Source organism: Micromonospora sp. NPDC005257 (assembly GCF_042872445.1).
GTDB lineage: Bacteria > Actinomycetota > Actinomycetes > Mycobacteriales > Micromonosporaceae > Micromonospora.
The window spans coordinates 451,916-467,670 of the sequence record NZ_JBIAKL010000001.1; the positions used below are offsets into that span (position 1 = coordinate 451,916).

Annotated in this window: 19 protein-coding genes and 1 riboswitch; of the genes, 15 read left to right on the forward strand and 4 right to left on the reverse strand. The window is 73.6% G+C overall.

Annotated features, from left to right (window positions below):
- The first annotated feature begins 60 nt into the window (after positions 1-60).
- From ACFYO8_RS01725 to ACFYO8_RS01795, 15 genes are all read left to right on the forward strand, one after another.
- Positions 61-462, forward strand: coding sequence for a MerR family DNA-binding transcriptional regulator (locus tag ACFYO8_RS01725; protein ID WP_354863949.1), 402 nt, complete (start codon positions 61-63; stop codon positions 460-462).
- Positions 459-1,241: a molybdate ABC transporter substrate-binding protein gene (gene modA / locus ACFYO8_RS01730; RefSeq protein WP_387188588.1), complete on the forward strand. Its 783-nt coding sequence runs from the start codon at positions 459-461 to the stop codon at positions 1,239-1,241. Before ACFYO8_RS01725 ends, modA begins: the two co-directional genes overlap by 4 nt.
- Positions 1,238-2,035: an ABC transporter permease gene (locus ACFYO8_RS01735; protein WP_354863945.1), complete on the forward strand. Its 798-nt coding sequence runs from the start codon at positions 1,238-1,240 to the stop codon at positions 2,033-2,035. Before modA ends, ACFYO8_RS01735 begins: the two co-directional genes overlap by 4 nt.
- The gene (locus tag ACFYO8_RS01740) at positions 2,032-3,087 is read left to right on the forward strand and encodes an ABC transporter ATP-binding protein (RefSeq protein ID WP_354863943.1); all 1,056 of its coding nucleotides are present in this window, start codon (positions 2,032-2,034) and stop codon (positions 3,085-3,087) included. The genes ACFYO8_RS01735 and ACFYO8_RS01740 overlap by 4 nt, the downstream gene beginning before the upstream one ends.
- A gap of 95 nt (positions 3,088-3,182) precedes the next feature.
- Positions 3,183-3,455, forward strand: coding sequence for a hypothetical protein (locus ACFYO8_RS01745; protein WP_354863941.1), 273 nt, complete (start codon positions 3,183-3,185; stop codon positions 3,453-3,455).
- 49 nt (positions 3,456-3,504) lie between these two features.
- Positions 3,505-4,524: a zinc-binding alcohol dehydrogenase gene (locus tag ACFYO8_RS01750; protein ID WP_387188584.1), complete on the forward strand. Its 1,020-nt coding sequence runs from the start codon at positions 3,505-3,507 to the stop codon at positions 4,522-4,524.
- 2 nt (positions 4,525-4,526) lie between these two features.
- Positions 4,527-4,925, forward strand: a complete 399-nt coding sequence (locus ACFYO8_RS01755) for a 6-carboxytetrahydropterin synthase (protein WP_030499242.1) — start codon at positions 4,527-4,529, stop codon at positions 4,923-4,925.
- Between the two features lie 4 nt (positions 4,926-4,929).
- Positions 4,930-5,967 carry a glycosyltransferase family 4 protein gene (locus tag ACFYO8_RS01760; protein WP_354863937.1) on the forward strand — a complete coding sequence of 346 codons (1,038 nt, stop codon included), beginning with the start codon at positions 4,930-4,932 and terminating at the stop codon, positions 5,965-5,967.
- Positions 5,964-6,773 carry a class I SAM-dependent methyltransferase gene (locus ACFYO8_RS01765; protein ID WP_354863935.1) on the forward strand — a complete coding sequence of 270 codons (810 nt, stop codon included), beginning with the start codon at positions 5,964-5,966 and terminating at the stop codon, positions 6,771-6,773. The genes ACFYO8_RS01760 and ACFYO8_RS01765 overlap by 4 nt, the downstream gene beginning before the upstream one ends.
- Positions 6,774-6,896: 123 nt before the next feature.
- Positions 6,897-7,817 carry a lysylphosphatidylglycerol synthase transmembrane domain-containing protein gene (locus ACFYO8_RS01770; protein ID WP_354864488.1) on the forward strand — a complete coding sequence of 307 codons (921 nt, stop codon included), beginning with the start codon at positions 6,897-6,899 and terminating at the stop codon, positions 7,815-7,817.
- A 69-nt stretch (positions 7,818-7,886) separates the two neighbouring features.
- Positions 7,887-8,516 carry a GTP cyclohydrolase II gene (gene ribA / locus ACFYO8_RS01775; RefSeq protein WP_354863933.1) on the forward strand — a complete coding sequence of 210 codons (630 nt, stop codon included), beginning with the start codon at positions 7,887-7,889 and terminating at the stop codon, positions 8,514-8,516.
- Positions 8,513-9,202, forward strand: coding sequence for a RibD family protein (locus ACFYO8_RS01780; RefSeq protein ID WP_354863931.1), 690 nt, complete (start codon positions 8,513-8,515; stop codon positions 9,200-9,202). Before ribA ends, ACFYO8_RS01780 begins: the two co-directional genes overlap by 4 nt.
- Before the next feature lie 107 nt (positions 9,203-9,309).
- Complete coding sequence (locus ACFYO8_RS01785) at positions 9,310-10,989, forward strand: extracellular solute-binding protein (RefSeq protein WP_354863929.1); 1,680 nt, start codon at positions 9,310-9,312, stop codon at positions 10,987-10,989.
- A complete protein-coding gene (locus ACFYO8_RS01790; protein WP_354863927.1) occupies positions 10,986-12,011 on the forward strand; it encodes an ABC transporter permease subunit in 1,026 nt (341 codons plus the stop codon). Before ACFYO8_RS01785 ends, ACFYO8_RS01790 begins: the two co-directional genes overlap by 4 nt.
- Positions 12,008-12,928 (forward strand): carbohydrate ABC transporter permease, encoded by a 921-nt coding sequence (locus tag ACFYO8_RS01795; RefSeq protein ID WP_354863925.1) that lies wholly within the window; start codon positions 12,008-12,010, stop codon positions 12,926-12,928. The genes ACFYO8_RS01790 and ACFYO8_RS01795 overlap by 4 nt, the downstream gene beginning before the upstream one ends.
- A 26-nt stretch (positions 12,929-12,954) precedes the next feature.
- Here ACFYO8_RS01795 and ACFYO8_RS01800 read toward each other — a convergent pair whose 3' ends face one another.
- The 4 genes from ACFYO8_RS01800 to ACFYO8_RS01815 all read right to left on the reverse strand — a co-directional run bounded on the left by ACFYO8_RS01800 (position 12,955) and on the right by ACFYO8_RS01815 (position 15,592).
- Positions 12,955-13,692 (reverse strand): amino acid ABC transporter ATP-binding protein, encoded by a 738-nt coding sequence (locus ACFYO8_RS01800; RefSeq protein ID WP_354863923.1) that lies wholly within the window; start codon positions 13,690-13,692, stop codon positions 12,955-12,957.
- The gene (locus ACFYO8_RS01805) at positions 13,689-14,465 is read right to left on the reverse strand and encodes an amino acid ABC transporter permease (RefSeq protein WP_354863921.1); all 777 of its coding nucleotides are present in this window, start codon (positions 14,463-14,465) and stop codon (positions 13,689-13,691) included. Before ACFYO8_RS01805 ends, ACFYO8_RS01800 begins: the two co-directional genes overlap by 4 nt.
- 38 nt (positions 14,466-14,503) lie before the next feature.
- A complete protein-coding gene (locus ACFYO8_RS01810; RefSeq protein ID WP_354863919.1) occupies positions 14,504-15,358 on the reverse strand; it encodes an ABC transporter substrate-binding protein in 855 nt (284 codons plus the stop codon).
- A gap of 108 nt (positions 15,359-15,466) precedes the next feature.
- The gene (locus tag ACFYO8_RS01815; protein WP_354863917.1) at positions 15,467-15,592 is read right to left on the reverse strand and encodes a hypothetical protein; all 126 of its coding nucleotides are present in this window, start codon (positions 15,590-15,592) and stop codon (positions 15,467-15,469) included.
- 33 nt (positions 15,593-15,625) lie between these two features.
- Positions 15,626-15,736, reverse strand: a riboswitch (SAM riboswitch).
- Positions 15,737-15,755: the final 19 nt, after the last annotated feature.

The following is a 15,755-nucleotide window of genomic DNA, read 5'->3' on the forward strand; positions in this document are numbered from 1 at the left end:
GCGGATGCAAGCCGCTGTGCCCCTTCCAGCTCGCACCTGCGGGCCGCTAGGGTGGGCGGCGTGACGGTGTTCCGGATCGGCGAGGCGGCGGAGTTGCTCGGGGTCAGCGCGGACACGGTCCGCCGCTGGATCGACGCCGGCAAGCTGCCGGCCAGCCGCGACGAGCACGGCCACCGGGTGCTCGACGGCGCGGACGTGGCCGCGTTCGTCCGCGCCCCCGGCCACCCCGAGCTGTCCTCGGCCCGCAACCGGCTGCGCGGCATCGTCACCGCCGTCGTCAAGGACACCGTGATGGCCCAGGTGGACATCCAGGCCGGGCCGTTCCGGGTGGTGTCGCTGATGAGCCGTGAGGCCGTCGACGACCTCGACCTCCAGGTCGGCTCCGTCGCCGTCGCGGTGATCAAGTCGACCACCGTGGTGGTCGAACGCGCCGTCAACCCGAGGGGAAGGACAGGCCCGTGACCGTACGGTGGATCCGCGCCGCGCTCGCCGCCGGGCTGGTGGCGGCGCTCGGCCTGGCCGCCTGCGGCGGAGCCGACGAACCGGCCGGACCCGACGGGACCGGTCCGGTGACCGTGTTCGCCGCCGCCTCGCTCACCGAGTCGTTCACCACGCTCGGCAAGGAGTACCAGGCCGCGCACCCGGGCAGCACCGTCAGGTTCAACTTCGGCGGCAGCTCCGGGCTGGCCACCCAGATCACCCAGGGCGCACCGGCCGACGTGTTCGCCGCCGCGTCCCCGGCCACCATGAAGACGGTCACCGACGCCGGTGACGCGGCGGGTGAACCGGCGGTGCTGGTACGCAACCAGCTCGTCGTCGCCGTGCCCCGGGGCAACCCGGCCCGGGTCGGCGGCCTGGCCGACCTCGCCCGTCCCGGCGTCAAGGTGGCGCTCTGCGCGGAGCAGGTGCCCTGCGGCGCCGCCGCGCGCACCGCGCTGGACGCCGCCGGTGTGCGGCTCACCCCCGCCACGCTCGAACAGGACGTCAAGGGCGCGCTGGCCAAGCTGCGCCTCGGCGAGGTCGACGCCGCGCTGGTCTACCGCACCGACGTCCGCGCCGCACCTGGGCTCGACGCGGTCGAGTTCCCCGAGTCCGCACGCGCGGTGAACGACTACCCGATCGTGGTGCTGCGCGCCGCCGGCAACCCGGCCGGCGCCCGCGCCTTCGTCGACTTCGTCCGCTCCGACGCCGGGCTCGCCGTGCTCACCGCCGCCGGGTTCCAGGCGCCGCCCGGCGCATGAGCCGCACCGTACGCCGGCAGCGGGTGCCGGTGGCCCTGCTCGTGCCCGCCGGGCTCGGCCTGACCTTCCTCGTCCTGCCGCTCGCCGGTCTGCTGCTCCGCGCGCCGTGGACCACGCTGCCCCGGCGGCTGACCGAGCCGGGTGTGCTCACCGCGCTGCGGCTGTCCCTGGAGACCGCCACCGTCGCCACGCTGCTCTGCGTGGCGCTCGGCGTACCCCTGGCCTGGCTGCTGGCCCGCGTGGAGTTCCCCGGCCGACGGCTGGTCCGGGCGCTGGTCACCGTGCCGCTGGTGCTGCCGCCGGTGGTCGGCGGCGTGGCGCTGCTGCTGGTCTTCGGCCGGCGCGGGCTGATCGGGTCGTGGCTGGACGAGACGTTCGGGGTGACGCTGCCGTTCACCACCGCCGGGGTGGTGCTGGCCGAGGCGTTCGTGGCCATGCCGTTCCTGGTCATCGCCGTCGAGGGGGCGCTGCGCGGAGCCGACCCCCGGTACGAGGAGGCCGCCGCCACGCTCGGCGCCGGGCGGTTCACCACCTTCACCCGGGTCACGCTGCCGCTCGTCGCCCCGGGCGTGGCGGCAGGGGCGGTGCTCTGCTGGGCGCGCGCCCTCGGTGAGTTCGGCGCCACCATCACGTTCGCCGGCAACTATCCCGGCCGCACCCAGACCATGCCGCTGGCGGTCTACCTGGCGCTGGAGACCGACCTACAGGCCGCGATCGTGCTGAGCCTGATCCTGCTCACCGTCTCTGTGGTCATCCTCGCCGCGCTGCGCGACAAGTGGGTCGGCAGCACATGACGGTGATGCTGGACGCGCATCTGGTCGCCGAGCGGGACGGCTTCACCCTCGACGTGCCGCTGCGCATCGCCGCCGGTGAGGTGGTGGCGCTGCTCGGCCCCAACGGCGCCGGCAAGACCACGGCGCTGCGGGTGCTCGCCGGGCTGCACCCGCTGCGCGCCGGGCATCTCACGCTCGACGGCGCCGACCTGGACCGGCCCGGGCGCCGGGTGTGGACGCCGCCGGAGCGGCGGCCCGTCGGCGTGGTGTTCCAGGACTACCTGCTGTTCCCGCACCTCAGCGCGCTGGACAACGTGGCGTTCGGACCGCGCCGCCGGGGCGCCGACAAGCGCGCCGCCCGCGCCCTGGCCCAACGGTGGCTGGACCGGGTCGGCCTCGGCGACCAGGCCCGCCGCCGGCCCCGGCAGCTCTCCGGCGGTCAGGCCCAGCGGGTCGCCCTGGCCCGCGCGCTCGCCGTCGACCCGGCCCTGCTGCTGCTCGACGAGCCCCTGGCCGCGCTCGACGCGCGGACCCGGCTGGACACCCGCGCCGAACTCCAGCGCCACCTGGGCGCGCACCCCGGCGCGACGCTCCTGGTCACGCACGACCCCCTCGACGCCCTGGTGCTCGCCGACCGACTGGTCATCGTGGAGGACGGGCGGGTCGTGCAGGAGGGCGACGCCGCCACCGTCACGGCCCGGCCACGCACCGACTACGTGGCCCGGCTCGTCGGTCTCAACCTGCACCGCGGCCACGCCGACGGGCGTTCGGTCACTGTCGGTGAGCTGACGCTCACCGTCGCCGACACCGTCCACGGTGACGCGTTCGTGGCGTACCCGCCGTCGGCCGTGGCGCTGCACCCCTCCCGGCCCGAGGGGAGCCCGCGCAACGTCTGGGCGGCCACCGTGACCGGCGTGCAGCGCCACGGCGACAACCTGCGCGTGCAGCTCACCGGGCCGGTCGAGATGGCCGCCGACGTCACGCCCGCCGCGGCGGCCCATCTCGGACTGATCCCCGGCCGGCCGGTCTGGGCAGCGGTCAAGGCAGCCGAGACGCGTGCCTATCCGGCGTGACAAACACCGCTGGTCAGGACGTGTGCGCAGGTGAGAGGTTTGATCTGCGCTCAACCGGTCACTGGGACGGTAGCGACGACGCAAAGGGGAACACGGTGCCCGACACGATCCGCAACAGGTCCAGTCAGGACGCCGCTCTGCCACAGGGCGTGACCGATCCGTTGCTGTGGCGTGCCGCGTACGACGTTGCCGCCGCCCACCGGCCCGACGAGTCCGGCCGGTGCGAGAGCCTGCTGTGTGACGGCCAGGTCGCGCCGTGTGACGCGCTGACCGCGGCCCACCGGGCCATGGAGCTGGCCGGGGACCGGCACGACGGCCGGGCCGAGTCCGAGACCTGGCGTACGGAGCAGCGCCGGCGCGCCGCCTGAGCACCGGGTCGCGGGCGGTTCGAACCGCTGGCGCCCCGCTTCCGTGTTTATGATCGACAACTCGGTCGGAATGCGGGGAAGAGGAGAGTTCGTGACGGTCGACGCCCACGCGTTCTGGCTCCGTGCCCCCGGTGAGGGCGAGATCCGGCCGGTCCGGCTCGCCCCGCCCGGCCCGGGCGAGGTGCTTGTCCGTACCCGCTTCTCCGGGGTCAGCCGCGGCACCGAGACGCTGGTCTTCACCGGGCGCGTCCCGGCCGACCAGCACGCCGCCATGCGTGCGCCGTTCCAGGAGGGCGATTTCCCGGCACCGGTGAAGTACGGCTACCTCAGCGTCGGCACCGTCGAGGCGGGCGACGAGCGGCTGCTCGGCCGTACCGTCTTCTGCCTCTACCCGCACCAGAGCGCGTACGTGGTCCCGGCCGACGCCGTGACTGTCGTGCCGGACGGCGTGCCGGCGCAGCGCGCGGTGCTGGCCGGCACCGTGGAGACCGCGGTGAACGCGCTGTGGGACGCCGCGCCGCTGGTCGGCGACCGGGTCACGGTGATCGGCGGCGGCATGGTCGGCTGTGCGGTGACCGCGTTGCTGGCCCGCTTCCCCGGCGTACGCGTCGAACTGGTCGACGCCGACCCGGCCCGCGCCGAGGTGGCCGCCGCGCTCGGCGCCGGCTTCGCCACCCCCGCCGACGCCACCGGGGAGCGCGACCTGGTGGTGCACGCCAGCGCCACCGCCGACGGGCTGCAACGCGGCCTGGAGCTGCTGCGCCCGGAGGGCACCGTGCTGGAGCTGAGCTGGTACGGCGACCGGCCGGTCACGCTGGCGCTGGGCGGCGCGTTCCACTCCCGACGGCTGGGCATCCGCAGCAGCCAGGTCGGCACCGTGTCGCCCCGGCGGGCCGACCGCAGCTACGCCGACCGGCTCGCGCTCGCCCTGGACCTGCTGGCCGACCCGGCGTTCGACGCGCTGCTCACCGGCCGCTCCCGCTTCGACGACCTGCCCGACGTGCTGGAGCGGCTCGCCTCGGGCCGTCTGCCGGCGCTGTGCCATCTCATCACCTACGGCGAGGAGTGAACGTGTTCAGCGTGACCGTCCGGGACCACATCATGGTCGCCCACAGCTTCCGCGGCGAGGTCTTCGGCCCCGCCCAGCGACTGCACGGCGCGACGTTCGTCGTCGACGCCACGTTCCGCCGGCCGGAGCTGGACGACGACGGGATCGTGGTCGACATCGGGCTGGCCACCGAGCAGCTCAAGGCCGTGCTCGGCGAGCTGAACTACCGCAATCTCGACGACGAGTCCGCCTTCACCGGGGTGAACACCACCACCGAGGTGCTGGCCCGCACGGTGGCCGACCGGCTCGCCGACGCGGTGGCGGCCGGCCGGCTGGGGGAGGGCGCGCGCGGCCTGACCGGGATCACCGTCACCCTGCACGAGTCGCACATCGCCTGGGCGAGCTACGAGCGGTCGCTCTGACCGGATGAGCGTCGTTCACGTGGTGCTGCCGGGCGACATCGACGACCCGGCGGACCCCAGCGGCGGCAACGCCTACGACCGCCAGGTCTGCCGGGGCCTGGCCGAACGCGGCTGGACGGTACGCGAACACCAGGTGCCCGGCGGCTGGCCGCACCCCGGGCCACGGGAGCGCGCCGGCCTGGCCGGCCTGCTCGGCGGGCTGCCCGATGGCGTACCGGTGCTGCTCGACGGCCTGGTGGCCTCGACCGTGCCGGACGTCCTCGCCCCGCACGCCGCGCGGCTGCGCCTGGTCGTCCTGGTGCACCTGCCGATCGAGGGCGAGACGGAGGCACGGTCGCTGGCGGCGGCCACCGCCGTGGTCGCGACCAGCGAGTGGACCCGGCGCCGCCTGCTCGACCGGTACGCGCTGCCACCGCAGCGGGTGGCGGTCGCCCCGCCCGGCGTCGACCCGGCGCCGGTCGCCGCCGGCACGCCCGGCGGGGGACGGCTGCTCTGCGTCGCGGCGGTCACCGCGGTCAAGGGCCACGACGTGCTGGCCGACGCGCTCGCCGAGGTGGCGGACCTGGACTGGACCTGCGACTGGGTGGGTCCGCTGGACCGGGACCGGGCGTTCGCCGAGGGGTTGCGCGGGCGCCTCGACGCCACCGGCCTCGGCGGACGGGTCCGGCTGACCGGGCCGCGCGCCGGCACCGACCTGGCCGCCACGTACGCCGCCGCCGATCTGCTGGTTCAGCCCTCCCGGCGGGAGACGTACGGAATGGTGGTCACCGAGGCGCTGGCCCGGGGCGTACCGGTGCTGGCCAGCGACACCGGCGGCCTGCCGGACACGCTCGGGCACGCCCCCGGCGGCGACCGGCCCGGCCTGCTGGTGCCACCGGCCGATCCGGGCGCGACCGCCGCGGCGCTGCGCCGCTGGCTCACCGACGCCGGCCTGCGGGACCGGCTGCGCCACGCCGCCCGGCAGCGGCGGCACACCCTCACCGGCTGGCCGGCCACAGTGGACCGGCTGGCGACGGCACTGAAGGAGGCGACAGCGGCATGACCACCTCACTCCCGCCCGGCTTCGCGGACTGGCTGCGACTGCGGGAGCCCGCCGACGCGGCGGCCCGCAGCGCCGAGCTGGCCGACGCGGTCCGCGACCGGCTGCCTGCCGGCCGCCCGCTCGTCGTGCACGACCTGGGCAGCGGCACCGGCTCGATGGCCCGCTGGCTGGCGCCCCGGCTGCCCGGCCCGCAACGCTGGGTGCTGCACGAACGCGACGCGGACCTGCTCGCGCTGGCCCGGGCCGGAGGGCTCACCGCTGCCGACGGCGCCGAGGTCACCGTGACCACGCGTGGCTCCGACGTCACCCGGCTGACCGCCGCCGACCTGGCCGACGCGCACCTGGTCACCGCGTCCGCGCTGCTGGACATGCTCACCGCCGAGGAGGTCGAGCGGATGGCGGCGGCCTGCGCCGGCCACCCGACGCTGTTCGCGCTCACCGTGACCGGGCGGGTCGAGTTCACCCCGCCGGACCCGCTCGACGCCGAGCTGACCGCCGCATTCAACGCCCACCAGCGCCGTACCGTCGACGGCCGGGTCCTGCTCGGCCCGGATGCCCTGGACGTGACGGTGGCCGCGTTCCGCCGCCACGGCGTCGAGACGGTGGTGCGGCCGGCCCCGTGGCGGCTCGGCCCGGAGCAGGCGGAGCTGGCCGCCGAGTGGCTCACCGGGTGGGTCGGCGCGGCGATCGAGGAACGACCGCATCTGTCCGGGCCCTCCGCGACGTATCACAAGTGGCGGCTCGCCGAGGCCGCCGCCGGACGGCTCGGGGTGGTGCTGCACCACGCCGACCTGCTCGCCGGCTGAACCGTACCGGTCGCTGGCACGTGACAACCGGTGGGAACAAGGGAGGACCGTTTGTCACACGTCGCCGTCGCCGGGCCCGTACCGGCCGTCGCATCCTTACCGGCCCGGCCGCGCCGGGCCCGGCTGAACGGAGCATGGGTACGTCCGCTGCTCGGACTCGCGGTGCTCGCCGCGCTCGTCGCGTCGGTGGGCACCGGCCCATTCCTGGCCGGGCTGCGGCTGATCGACGCGCCCGCGCTGGCCGCCGCGCTCGGCATCGGTGTGGTCACCACCGTCTGCTGCGCCTGGCGCTGGTCGCTTGTCGCCGGTGGGCTGGGCGTACGGCTGCCGATGGGCGCGGCGGTGGCGCACTGCTACCGGGCGGTCTTCCTGAACTCCACGCTGCCCGGTGGCGTGCTCGGCGACGTGCACCGGGCGGTCCGGCACGGTCGCGACGCCGGGGACGTGGCCCGGGGCGTGCGGGCGGTGGTCTGGGAACGCACCGCCGGGCAGGTGGTGCAGGTGGTCATCGCTGTGGCACTGCTCGCCGCGTTCCCGTCGCCGGTGCGCCGGTACCTGCCCGCGCTGGCCGCCGCGCTCGCCGTGGTCGCGCTCGCGCTGGTGCTCGCCGCCCGCGCGGTGCCCCGCTCCGGCGCGTCGCGCTGGGCCCGCGCCGCCCGGACCGCGGTCGCCGACGTCCGGTCCGGGCTGCTGGGCCGCCGGACCTGGGCCGGTGTGGTGGTCGCCTCGACTGTGGTGTTCGCCGGTCACCTGGCCACGTTCGTGGTGGCCGCCCGCACGGCCGGCGCTGATGCCCCGCTGTCGCACCTGCTGCCGCTGACGCTGCTCGCCCTGATGGCCATGGCGGTGCCGCTGAACGTGGGCGGTTTCGGGCCGCGCGAGGGGGTGGCCGCGTGGGCGTTCGCCTCGGCCGGGCTGACCGCCGCACAGGGTGTGGCGGCCGGCACCGTGTACGGCGCGCTGGTCCTGGTGGCCAGCCTGCCGGGCGCCGCGGTGCTGCTGGCACGGCGGATGCCCCGGCCCGAGCCCGGCAACTGTCGGTGATCCCGCCTACGGTGGGGGAGCGAGGTGTGCGTCGCCGGGTCCGCCCGGCGACCGGACGACAGGAGAACCATGGACAAAACGCTGCCCACCGCGACGGTCCGGACCCGCGTGACGGTTCCGCTCCGGTTCCCCGACGGCTACGTGACCACGGCCCGCGTGCACACCTTCCACGGTCTCGTCGACGGACGCGAGCACCTGGCGTTCGGGCTCGGTGAGCACACCGACGCCGACCCGCCGCTGGTCCGCCCGCACAGCGAGTGCCTCACCGGGGACGTGTTCGGCAGCCAGCGCTGCGACTGCGGGCCGCAGTTGCGCGAGGCGGTGCAGCGCATCGCCGAGGCCGGTGGCTACCTGCTCTACCTGCGGCAGGAGGGGCGCGGCATCGGCCTGTACGCCAAGCTCGACGCGTACGCCCTGCAGGACGACGGGCTGGACACGTACGAGGCGAACCTGGCGCTCGGGCGCGGCGCCGACGAGCGCGACTACACGGTGGCCGCGCAGATGCTCGCCGCGCTGGGCGTGGACCGGGTGGCCCTGCTCAGCAACAACCCGGACAAGGCGGCCCAGATCGAACGGCTGGGCGTGACGGTGGCCGACCGGGTGTCCACCGGCGTGCACCTGTCCCCGGCGAACGCCGGCTATCTGGCGGCCAAGGTGACCCGCGCCGACCACGCCCTCGACCTGCCGTTCGTGCCGTGACCACCCGCCCGTACGTGCTGCTCAGCTGCGCGATGTCGATCGACGGCTACATCGACGACGCCAGCGCCGAGCGGCTGCTGCTGTCGAACGACGACGACCTGGACCGGGTCGACGCCACCCGGGCCGGGTGCGACGCGATCCTGGTGGGCGCGGCCACCGTGCGTCGCGACGACCCCCGCCTGCTGGTGCGCAGCGAGCACCGGCGGGCCGAGCGGGCGGCGCGCGGGTTGCCGCCGTCGCCGGTGAAGGTGACAGTCACCGGCAGCGGCGACCTCGATCCGGGGGCGCGGTTCTTCACCACCGGCGACGGGCTCAAGCTGGTGTACTGCCCGAGCGGCGTGGTGGACAAGGCACGCGAGCAGGTGGGCGCGGTGTCGACGGTGGTCGACGCGGGGGATCCGGCCACCCCGGAGGCGGTGGTGGCCGACCTGGCCGGGCGCGGGGTGACGCGCCTGATGGTGGAGGGCGGCGGGTCGATGCACCGCCAGTTCCTGACCGCCGGCCTGGCGGACGAGTTGCACCTGGTGGTGGCGCCGTTCTTCGTGGGGGACGGGCGGGCGCCGCGGTTCGTCGGGGACGGCCGCTTCCCGTGGCACCCGGGGCGCCGGGCCCGGGTGGTCGAGGTGCGCCAGATCGGCGACGTGGTCCTCACCCGCTACGCGCTGTCCGACCGCTGCCCGGCCTGACCGCCCGTCTGATCCGGTCCGCCCTTGTGCAAGCTCACGGTCGTGATTAGTTTGTTGACCATCCATACGAACTAATCCGCTGCGCTTCCCTTCCCGAAGGGGGACCGATGACCGCGCACCACCCCGACCCGGGCTCATCCCGCCGCCGCTTCCTCGGCATGGTCGGCCTCGGCGTGGCCGCCACCGCCACCGGCCCGCTGCTCGCCGGCTGCTCGGAGAAGCCGTCCGGCTCCGGCGCCGCCCAGGACCTCGACGCCGTCTCCGGCCTGCTGCCCACCCGCAAGGACCTGCCCGGGGCCGTCAAGCCCGACATCGTGGGCACCCGCCCGGTGCCCGACGGCTACACCAGCTACCCGGCGAACCTCGTCGACGCCATCACCGACAAGCCCGGCACCAGCGGTAAGCAGGTCACCGCGATGACCCCCGCCTGGGGCCCGGCACCGCCCGGGGTGGCGCAGAGCGCCTACCTCCAGGCGGTCAACGCCGAGCTGGGCACCCCGGTCAACTTCACCATCCAGGACGGCGCCACGTACGCCGACAAGCTCAACGCCATGCTCGGCGCGCGGGACGTGCCCGACCTGTTGTGCGTGCCGGGGTGGGAGGTGGAGAAGATCCCGCGCTTCGCCGAGGCGATCAAGGTGCTCTTCGAGGACCTGACCGACCACCTGAAGGGCGACGCCGCCGCCACGTACCCGATGCTGGCGAGCTTTCCCACCGGGGCCTGGCGGCGCGCGGTCTGGAACGAGCGGATCATGTCCGTGCCCAACCCCACGGACGGGCCGTTCCCCTGGGCGCTGTTCACCCGCAAGGACCTGCTCGACGCGCGCGGCCTGGCCGTGCCGGCGAACCTGGACGACCTGCTCGCCGTGGCCAAGCAGGTCACCGACCCGGCGCGCAAGGTGTGGGCGTTCAACGACGTCTTCGCCATGATCCAGATGTTCCACCGGGTGCCGGGCCACAAGGGCGGATGGCGGGTCAAGTCTGACGGCACCCCCGAGTTCAAGTACGAGACCCCAGAGTTCCGCCGCGCGCTCGAGGTGATGGCCAAGATCTACGCCGACGGCCTGGTCCACCCGGACATCGTGGCCAGCAGGGGCGCGGACGCCAAGCAACTGTTCGCCAAGAGCGGCGCGATCGTGTTCCACCAGGACGGCGTCGGCTTCTGGCAGGGCGCCCAGGCCGAGCACCAGAAGACCAACCCCAAGCTGAACATCCAGCCGGTGCCGATCTTCTCCGCCACCGGCGGCGACCCGCTGGTCTGGGGCGACGACGAGCCGATCTCCTACACGTTCGTCAAGAAGGGGCTCGGCAAGGACCGGGTCCAGGAACTGCTGCGGATCATCAACTGGTGCTCCGCGCCGCTCGGCAGCCAGGAGGCGCAGCTCCGGGACTTCGGCGTCGCGGGCAAGCACCACACCCCGTCGCCGAACGGCCCGGTGAAGACCGACCTGGCGTTCAAGGAGATCGCCAACCAGTACTTCTTCATCAGCGGCCGCAACCCCACCATCGGGCCGTTCCCGGACACCCCGCGCTTCGTGCCGGACGTGCTCGCGTACTCCAACGAGATGGTGAAGCACATGGAACCCAACCCCTGGGCGGGAGTGAAGCTGGAGATGCCGGCCGCGTACAAGGCCAACCAGGTGCCCACCGAGGACAAGTTCACCGACGTGCTGCGGGGTCGCCGTCCGATCGCCGACGTGGACGGCATCGTCGCGGAGTGGAAGGCGAACGGCGGCGAGGAGGCCCGCAAGCTGCTCGCCGACTCGCTGCCCAAGGAGGGCCGGTGAACGAGCCGGCCGTCCTGGCCGGGTCCGAGCGGACCCGGCCGGACGCGCCGGCCCCACCGGGCCGCCCGCCCCGCCGCCGCCCGTCCCGTCGCCGGGTGCCGCTGCGCACCCGGCTGCGCCGGGACTGGCAACTGCTCGCCATGGTGGCGCCCGGCTTCCTCATCCTGCTGATCTTCAGCTACCTGCCGATCGCCGGTAACGTGATCGCCTTCCAGGACTACAACCCCTACCTGGGCGACAACCCGTGGCAGGCGTTCCTGCACAGCGACTGGATCGGCTTCGGGCAGTTCCAGCTCCTGTTCGACGACCCGGCGTTCTGGGACGCGTTCCGCAACACGCTGGCGATCACCGCGTTCCAGCTCGTGTTCTTCTTCCCGCTGCCGATCCTGCTGGCGATCGCGCTGCACAACCTGCTGTCCAGCCGGCTGCGGGGACTGATCCAGACCATCGTCTACCTGCCGCACTTCTTCAGCTGGGTGCTGGTGGTGACGTTCTTCGTGGCGATGCTCGGCGGTGCCGGGCTGCTCGCGCAGAGCATGCGTGAGGCCGGGATGCAGCCGTGGAACGTGATGACCAACCCGGACACGTTCATCGTCCTGGTCACCGTCGAGGCGGTGTGGAAGGACATCGGCTGGGGCACGATCGTCTTCCTGGCCGCGCTGTCCACCATCGACCAGAACCTCTACGAGGCCGCCGCCGCGGACGGCGCCGGCCGGTGGCGGCGGCTGTGGCACATCACGCTGCCCGGCCTGCGGCCGGTGATCGTGCTGCTGCTCATCCTGCGCCTGGGCGACGCGCTCTCGGTCGGCTTCGAGCAGTTCCTGCTGCAACGCGACGCCGTCGGCCGGCAGGCCGCCGAGGTGCTCGACACCTTCGTCTACCACTTCTCCATCGCCACCGGGAACTACGGCTACGGCGCGGCGGCCGGACTGTTCAAGGCCGTCATCGGGCTGGTTCTCATCCTGGCCGCGAACCGGGTGGCGCACATGCTCGGCGAACGAGGGATCTACTCGAAGTCATGACCACGCTCATCCGCCGGGCCGCCGGCGACCGATCCCGCCGGGCGGTGTGGCAGGAACCGCCCACCCCGCTCGGGCAGGGGCTCAAGGCCGTCCTGCTCACCGTGCTGGTGGCGGGCGTGCTGTTCCCGCTCTGGGTGATCCTGGTGACCAGCCTCTCCTCCCGGGAGACCATCGCGCGGGCCGGCGGCCTGGTGGTCGTACCCCGGGGCGTCGACACCTCGGCGTACGAGACCATCTTCGCCGGTGGCGCGGTCACCCGGGCGCTGTGGATCAGCACGCTGGTGACCGTCTTCGGCACCGCCATCGCGTTGACGGTCACCGTGCTCGCCGCGTACGGGCTGTCCCGGCCGGGCTCGCTGGGGCACCGCTGGCTGCTCGCGTACTTCCTGATCCCGTTCCTGGTCTACCCGCCGCTGGTGCCGCGCTACCTGGTGGTCACCGGGCTGGGCCTGAAGGACACCATCTGGGCGCTGGTCCTGCCGCCGGCGATCAGCGTGTTCAATCTGGTCGTGGTGCGCGGGTTCTTCCAGGGCATCCCGTCGGAGCTGCTGGACAGCGCCCGCATCGACGGCGCGAGCGACTTCCGTACGCTCGCGCGCATCGTGCTGCCGCTGTCCCGCGCGGTGATCGCCGTGGTCGGCCTGTTCTACACGGTCAGCTACTGGAACGTCTGGTTCGACGCGCTGCTGTTCATCGACCGCAACGACATGTACCCGATCCAGCGGGTGCTGCAGAGCTACCTGCTGGCCGGGCAGGCCCCGCACACCTCCGGCGCGAGCAGCGGGGTGACCATGCCGCCGACCGAGGCGGTCAAGATGGCGGTGGTGGTGCTGACCGTCGCGCCGATCGTCGCCGTCTATCCGTTCATCCAGCGGCACTTCGTCAAGGGCGTGCTGATCGGCGCGGTGAAGGGCTGACGCGGCGCTTCACCGCGCCGGGCGCGTCAGAGCACCTGGGACAGGAAACGCCGCAGCCGGGGATGCTCCGGCGCCTCGAACACCGCCTCCGGCGGCCCGGCCTCCAGCACCACGCCCGCGTCCATGAACGCCACGGTGTCGGCGACGCTGCGCGCGAAGCCCATCTCGTGCGTCACCACGACCATGGTCATCCCGGCGGCGGCCAGGTCCGCCATCACCGCGAGCACGCCCTTTACCAGCTCCGGGTCCAGCGCGCTGGTCGCCTCGTCGAACAGCATCACCTGCGGGCGCAGCGCGAGCGCCCGCGCGATGGCGACGCGCTGCTGCTGGCCGCCGGAGAGCTGCGCCGGCCGCGCGTCCGCCTTTCCGGCCAGGCCGACCAGGTCGAGCTGGGCGCGGGCGAGCGACACCGCCTCGTCCTCGCTCAGCTTCTTGAGCTTGCGCAACGCCAGCGTGATGTTGCGCAGCACGCTCAGGTGCGGGAACAGGTTGAACTGCTGGAACACCATGCCGATGCGCTGGCGCAGCGCGTCCGGGTCGTCGCGCAGCACGCTGCGCCCGTCCAGCAGCACGTCACCCCGGTCCGGCTCGATCAGCCGGTTGATGGTGCGCAGCAGTGTCGACTTGCCGGAGCCGGACGGGCCGATCACGCAGGCCGCCCGGCCCCGGGCCACGTCCAGGTCCGCGCCGCGCAGCACCCGGTGCGCGCCGAAGGCCAGGTGCACGTCGCGGACGGCCAGGCTGACCGAGGTCGTGGTGGTCATCGCGGGTCCTTTCCGGACGGGGTCAGGCCGGCCGGCTCGTCGTCCGGCTCGGGCTCGGGCGGCGCGGCCGGGCGGCCCTGCCGCAGGCGCCGGTCCAGCCAGTTGACCGCGTGGGTCAGCGGCACGGTCAGCAGCAGGTAGAACAACCCGGCCAGCAGCAGCGCGGACTGGTTGCCGGTGTTCGCCGCGTAGTCCTGCCCGATCCGGAACAACTCCCGCTGGCTGGCCAGCAGGCCGAGGAAGTAGACCAGGCTGGAGTCCTTGATCAGCGAGATGAGCTGGTTGACCCAGGCGGGCAGGACCCGGCGTACGCCCTGCGGGATGATCACCAGGCGCATCGCCTCACCCCAGGAGAAGCCCAGCGCCCGTGCGCCCTCCAACTGGGCGGCCTCCACGCTCAGGATGCCGGCTCGGAAGATCTCGCCGAGGTAGGCCGAGGCGATCAGCGACAGCGCCAGCACGCCCAGCGGATAGGGGTTCGGCCCCCACACCCGCATGCCCAGCGGCGCCAGGCCCACGCCGATGAGCAGGATGGTCGCCGCGGCCGGCAGGCCGCGGAACACGTCGGTGTAGACCCGCGCCGGCCACCGCAACCATCGGGTACGCGAGATGCCAGCGACGGCCAGCAGCATGCCCAGCACCGAACCGAGCAGGGCGGCGGAGACCGCCAGGGTCAGCGTGTTGGGCAGCCCGACGGTGAGCATCTCGGGCAACGCCTCGCGCATCGAGTCCCAGTCGAAGAACGTCTCCCAGAGGGTGCTCAGTGGATCCATGTCCGCTCCGTCCGCCCTGCTCGTGCTCGGTTACCGGGTCAGGAGGCGGCCGTCGGCGACGGCACCGCCACCGACCCGCTGCCCGGCCTGAAGTCGGCCGGGACCGGGCGCCCCGGGTAGTACTCGGCCTGCAGGCGGCTCCACGTGCCGTCGGCGATGACCTCGTCCAGGCCCTTGTTCAGCGCCTCGCGCAGCTTGTCGTCGCCCTTTGCCACCGCGTACGCGGTCGGGGTGGGGCTGAGCTGCTTCGCCGCGATCCTGATCTTGCCGTTGCTGTCGGCGGCGGACTTGTCGCCGATCTCGGCCGGAGCGATCCAGGCGTCCGCGGTGCCGGCCTTGAGCTGGTTGATCGCGCTGTTGTAGTCCGGCACCCGCACCGGGTCGAGGTTCTGCCTGGTGGCGTAGTCGTCCTGCACCGTGCCCTGGACCACCACCACGCGCTTGCCGGCGAGCTGGTCGAAGCCGGTGATCGGGGAGCCGGCCGGCACGTCCAGGCCGAAGTAGCCGAAGTCGTAGCCGTTGCCGAAGTCGACCGTCTTCTTCCGCGCCTCGGTGATCGTGATCGAGGAGCTGCCCACGTCGAACTTGCCGCTGTTGACCTGGGCGAGCAGGGCGGAGAAGTCGGTGCCGACGAACTCCACCTTCAGGCCGATCTTGTCGGCCACGGCGCGCAGCAGTTCGTTGTCGAAGCCGGTGAACTCGCCGTCCTTGAGGAAGACGTTCGGCGGGGCGTCGGTGAGCGTGCCGGCGCGGATCACGCCGGGCTGCAGCAGGCCGTACGGGTTGTCGGCCGCGTCGGTGTCGTCGCCGCCGCAGGCGGTGAGCGCGGTGACGGCGAGCAGAGCCGCCGCGCCGACGGCGGCGGCACGGGTCAGGACGGTACGGAAACGCACGATGTCTCTCCAGAGTGGACGGACGCGCGGCGCGCGTCGACGCCGGCCCGCCGGACGGACGGCCGGGCCGGAGAAGGGTGGATCGGGGAAAGAAGGGGTGGCGTCAGCTCAGCGCGCGCTGCTACAGCCGTCGCTGCACACCCGCATCAGGTCGACGTGGCGGCGCTTGACCAGCGCGAAGCGGGCCGGGCATGCGGCGACGTCGCCGGAGGGGGTGGAGGGTGGTGCGGACATCGGTCTCCCTGGTCTGGTGCTGACCTGGGTGCCAGGCCACGCTTGCACCGGCGGCTGCCGGTGCCTGGTCTTCACCCGGGGCACCCCACCGCGGAGGAGGGTTGCCGGCCAGCGAGCCGGGGCTTGACGCTGGCGCTCATGACCTGCCCAGAAGGCTAGCAGC

Bases quoted from the DNA above. Each gene is read 5' to 3' on its own strand.
- ACFYO8_RS01760 (WP_354863937.1), top strand. From the start codon at position 4,930: ATGAGCGTCGTTCACGTGGTGCTGCCGGGCGACATCGACGACCCGGCG.
- ACFYO8_RS01815 (WP_354863917.1), bottom strand. From the start codon at position 15,592: ATGTCCGCACCACCCTCCACCCCCTCCGGCGACGTCGCCGCATGCCCG.
- ACFYO8_RS01750 (WP_387188584.1), top strand. From the start codon at position 3,505: ATGATCGACAACTCGGTCGGAATGCGGGGAAGAGGAGAGTTCGTGACG.
- ACFYO8_RS01735 (WP_354863945.1), top strand. From the start codon at position 1,238: ATGAGCCGCACCGTACGCCGGCAGCGGGTGCCGGTGGCCCTGCTCGTG.
- ACFYO8_RS01800 (WP_354863923.1), bottom strand. From the start codon at position 13,692: ATGACCACCACGACCTCGGTCAGCCTGGCCGTCCGCGACGTGCACCTG.
- ACFYO8_RS01785 (WP_354863929.1), top strand. From the start codon at position 9,310: ATGACCGCGCACCACCCCGACCCGGGCTCATCCCGCCGCCGCTTCCTC.
- ACFYO8_RS01765 (WP_354863935.1), top strand. From the start codon at position 5,964: ATGACCACCTCACTCCCGCCCGGCTTCGCGGACTGGCTGCGACTGCGG.
- ACFYO8_RS01795 (WP_354863925.1), top strand. From the start codon at position 12,008: ATGACCACGCTCATCCGCCGGGCCGCCGGCGACCGATCCCGCCGGGCG.
- ribA (WP_354863933.1), top strand. From the start codon at position 7,887: ATGGACAAAACGCTGCCCACCGCGACGGTCCGGACCCGCGTGACGGTT.
- ACFYO8_RS01740 (WP_354863943.1), top strand. From the start codon at position 2,032: ATGACGGTGATGCTGGACGCGCATCTGGTCGCCGAGCGGGACGGCTTC.
- ACFYO8_RS01805 (WP_354863921.1), bottom strand. From the start codon at position 14,465: ATGGATCCACTGAGCACCCTCTGGGAGACGTTCTTCGACTGGGACTCG.